This is a genomic window from Actinomadura sp. NPDC049753 (genome assembly GCF_040674655.1).
Lineage (GTDB): Bacteria > Actinomycetota > Actinomycetes > Streptosporangiales > Streptosporangiaceae > Spirillospora > Spirillospora verrucosospora.
In genome coordinates, this window is record NZ_JBFARL010000359.1 from 1 (window position 1) to 3,976 (window position 3,976).

Consider the following 3,976-nt stretch of genomic DNA (forward strand, 5'->3'; position numbering starts at 1 on the left):
CGAGATCCGCCAGCGCCACCCCGTCTTCGGCGTCGGCTCCTACGTCGAACTGTCCGCCTCCAACCCCTCCGTCCTGGCCTTCACCCGCGAGATCACCGAGGACGAGAGCCCCTGGGGCGAGATGGACACCGTCCTGTGCGTCAGCAACCTGTCCCGGTTCCCCCAGCCGGTCGAGCTGGACCTGCGGCGCTTCGAGGGCTACTCGCCCGTCGAGTGCATGGGCGGCGTCCAGTTCCCCGCCATCGGCGAACTCCCGTACCTGCTCACCCTGCCCGGGCACGGCTTCTTCTGGTTCCAGCTGGTCCCTCCTGAGGACGGCGCTCCCGGGGCGGGCGCGGACGCGGGCCCGGGCACCCGCGCGGGAAGGACCGTCTGACCGTGCTTCCTCCAGAGCCGGACCTCGTCCGGGACCTCGCCGAGTGGCTGCCGCGCCAGCGGTGGTTCGGCGGCAAGGACGGCCCCATCCACGACCTCGCCATCGGCACCGCCACCGAACTCCGGCCCGGCGACCCCTCCCTGCACCACCTCGTCCTCGACGTCCGCCAGGACGGCGCCACCGACCACTACCAGCTCCTCCTCGGCGCCCGCCGCGACCTTCCCGACCGGCTCCGGCACGTCGAGATCGGCGGGCGCTGCGGCGACCGGTCCGCGAAGGCCCGGCTGTACGACGCCGCGCACGACCCGGACCTGACCCGGGTGCTGCTGGAAGCCCTGGCGAGCGGGGCGTCCGCGGGCCCGCTGCGGTTCCACCACGCCGGCGGCGCCCGCATCCGGACGGACCTGGCGAGCCTGCCCATGACCGCCGAGCAGAGCAACACCTCGCTACTGTTCGGCGACGAGTACATCTGCAAGCTGTTCCGCCGCCTGTCCCCCGGCGTCAACCTCGACCTGGAGGTCAACCTCGCGCTCTCCCGGCGGGGCTGTGCGCACGTTCCGGCCGTCCTCGGCTGGATCGAGCTCGAACCGGGGCACGGGGCGCGGGCGGGCGAGGGCGCGGAGCCGGTGACGCTCGCCCTCCTGTCGGACTACCTGCACACCGGCGTGGACGGGTGGAGCCTCGCGATCGCCAGCGTCCGGGACTGGTTCGCGCACACGCCGCCGCCCGGCGGGGACGAGTGGGCGGAGTTGGACGCCAGCGCCGCCGGCGGCGACTTCGCCGCCGAGGCCGAACGGCTCGGCGCGGCGACCGCCGAGGTGCACCGGGCGCTCGCCGACGCGTTCGGCGTGACGGTCGTCCCGGCCGGGGAGGTCCGCGCGACGGCCGCGCGGATGAACGCCGAGCTGACCGGCACCTGCCGCGCGGTGCCCGCGCTCGCGCCGCACGCCAAGGCGCTCACCGAGGCGTTCCTGGACCTCGCCGCGCGGGCCGAGCCGCTGCCCGTCCAGCGCGTGCACGGCGACTACCACCTCGGCCAGGTCCTGCGCACCGAGTCCGGGTGGACGGTGCTGGACTTCGAGGGCGAGCCGGCGCGGACGCAGAGCGAGCGCCGGGCCCTCGCACACCCGCTGCGCGACGTCGCCGGGATGCTCCGCTCGTTCGAGTACGCCGCGCGGTTCCTCATCACCAAGGCGGGCACGGTGCCGAGCGAGTCGGGGCCGCGGCTGGAGACCCGGGCGCACGCCTGGGCGGCGCGCAACCGCGCCGCGTTCTGCCGCGGCTACGCGGCGGCCGGCGGCCCGGATCCGGCCGCGCATTCGGTCCTCATCCGCGCGTTCGAATTCGAGAAGGCCGTCTACGAGGTGCGTTACGAGGCGCAGAACAGGCCGGCCTGGCTTCCCGTTCCGCTGAAATCCCTGGCCCATCTGACCGCCTGATAAAAGACACTGAAGGCTGCCTCCAATTCCGTGCCATGATCACGTAAAATCGGCCCTCCTCGACAATTCCGTGCCGATCAACGGGTATCCGATCCCTCGGCGGGATGATGATCACCTGCCGATACCCGAACGGAAACGGAGACCAGAGGAATGTCCACCGCACGCCACTCGCAGGAGCCCGGAAGCGCAAGCGCAGCGATCGCGGGCCATCCCGGCCGCGACCGGGCGACCGGCCGAAAACGGAGCATGCTCCGCACGGCCGTCACGGCCACGGTGACCGGGCTCGCGCTGACGGTCCCGCTGGGTTCCACGGCCTTCGCCGCGCTCAACCCGACGGTGCTGAGAAGCCTGCACCTCGACGCGGCCACCCTGGAGAAGGTCCAGGCGTACGACAGGTACCGGACGCGGGAGACCCTCCAGCGCAAGCGCGCCAAGAAGGCGCTGCGGTTCGCCCGCGAACAGATCGGCAAGCCCTACCGGTGGGGCGGAACCGGCGCGGGCGGCTACGACTGCTCCGGGCTGATGATGGCCGCGTGGCGGCGGGCGGGCGTCAAGATCCCCCGTGTCACCTACGCCCAGTACCGCAGGGTGGACCGGAAGGTGGGGATCGGGAGTCTCAAGCCCGGTGACCTCATCTTCTTCCACGGCCGCAGCCACGTCGGCATGTACGTGGGGCACGGCCGTTTCCTGCACGCGCCCAATTCGGGGGCCAGGGTCCGCATCGACAGGTTCGGCGCGGCGCGCAAGAGACAGTTCGCGGGCGCGGTACGGCCCGGCGCGCCCGCCTACCGGGAGTGGTCGCCGTCCGTGCGGGAGCTCGTCGAGAAGATCGACCGGATGAGCGCCGAGAAGCGGGCCGACCAGCCCCCTGATAGCGAGCGGACCCCCCAAATTCCGCCATCACACCATACAAATAATAAGAAATCCGACAATCCCCCAATCACCGCCCCCGGACACATCCCGGCGGGAAAGGCCGCGCCACCCGGCGGCCACTCCACGAGGCCGGACGATTCCGCGGCACAGGCTCCGCGAAGCGACAGACCGTCGAACGAGTCAAAGCCTGAGCCCCGGCCGAGAGCCGTGGCGCACCCGAATTCGTTCTGGAACGGCCCCGGCACCGAGCCGTGGGCGAAGTACGTCACTCCCTAGCCCCTTTCCGCCCGCCCCGGCGCCGCACGCGCGGCGCGCGGCGCCGGGGGGCACAGCGCCGGGGGGCGGCGGGGTAGCGTTCCCCCTGTGAACGATCAAGACAGGCCGTCCCTGGCGGACATCCCCCACGACGTCCCGACGTCCGCCCGCGCCTACGGCTGGCTGCTCGGCGGCAAGGACAACTACGAGGTCGACCGGCAGTTCATCCGGGCGCAGCTGGAGCACCACCCCGCCGGGCTCGACATTACCCGGCAGAACCGCCTGTTCCTGTACCGCGCCGTCCGGTACCTGGCCGCCGAGGCGGGGATCCGCCAGTTCATCGACATGGGCTGCGGCCTGCCGACCGACGCGAACGTGCACCAGGTCGCCCGCGACTTCGTGCCGGACGCGCGCGTCGTCTACGTGGACATCGACCCGATCGTCCTCGCACACGGCAGGGCGCTGCTGGCCGGCGACTCCACGACCACGGTCATCCAGGGCGACATGCGCGACCAGGACACCATCCTGGAGGACCCCGAGGTCAAGCGGCTGATCGACTTCGACGAGCCGGTCGCGACCCTGTTCCTGTCGGTCGGCCACCACCTGCCCGACGCCGACGACCCCCGCCGCGTGCTGAACACGATCATGGACCGGGCCGCGCCGGGCAGCCACCTGACCTTCTCCCAGGTCGCCTGCGACGACCCGGTGCGCAGCGCCGAGATGACCGCGCAGGTCACCGGGGCGGGCATCCCGTGGCAGACGCGGACGCCCGCCGAGATCGACGCGCTGCTGTCGGACTTCGACCCCGTCGAGCCGGGCCTGTGCAATCTGGTCGACTGGCGCCCGCTGGACGTGCAGCCGCCGCTCGCCCCCGTCCCGCCCGAACTGGAGCGGTACGAGGGCGCCTCCAAGCTGGACCGCGGCATCTACGAGTACGGCGGGGTGCTGCGCAAGCGCTAGAACGACCCCCTCGAAGGCCGCCGGGCGGAGCTGCTGCGCCGCTATCTCCTGCGCGAGGGGCACTCCGTGGTCG

The 3,976-nt window shown here is 72.3% G+C and carries 4 protein-coding genes; all 4 read left to right on the forward strand.

The window, feature by feature from the left end; genetic code table 11:
* The coding region (locus AB0K37_RS40735; protein ID WP_363991219.1) for an alpha-glucosidase C-terminal domain-containing protein at nucleotides 1–376 on the forward strand (376 nt) is incomplete at its 5' end.
* Between the two features lie 2 nt (nucleotides 377–378).
* The gene (locus AB0K37_RS40740) at nucleotides 379–1,815 is read left to right on the forward strand and encodes a phosphotransferase (protein WP_363991222.1); all 1,437 of its coding nucleotides are present in this window, start codon (nucleotides 379–381) and stop codon (nucleotides 1,813–1,815) included.
* 246 nt (nucleotides 1,816–2,061) lie between these two features.
* Nucleotides 2,062–2,964, forward strand: coding sequence for an NlpC/P60 family protein (locus AB0K37_RS40745; RefSeq protein WP_363991225.1), 903 nt, complete (start codon nucleotides 2,062–2,064; stop codon nucleotides 2,962–2,964).
* A gap of 87 nt (nucleotides 2,965–3,051) precedes the next feature.
* A complete protein-coding gene (locus AB0K37_RS40750; protein ID WP_363991228.1) occupies nucleotides 3,052–3,903 on the forward strand; it encodes an SAM-dependent methyltransferase in 852 nt (283 codons plus the stop codon).
* Nucleotides 3,904–3,976: the final 73 nt, after the last annotated feature.

Coding starts and splice junctions, on each gene's coding strand:
- AB0K37_RS40745 (WP_363991225.1), top strand. CDS start 2,062: ATGCTCCGCACGGCCGTCACGGCCACGGTGACCGGGCTCGCGCTGACG.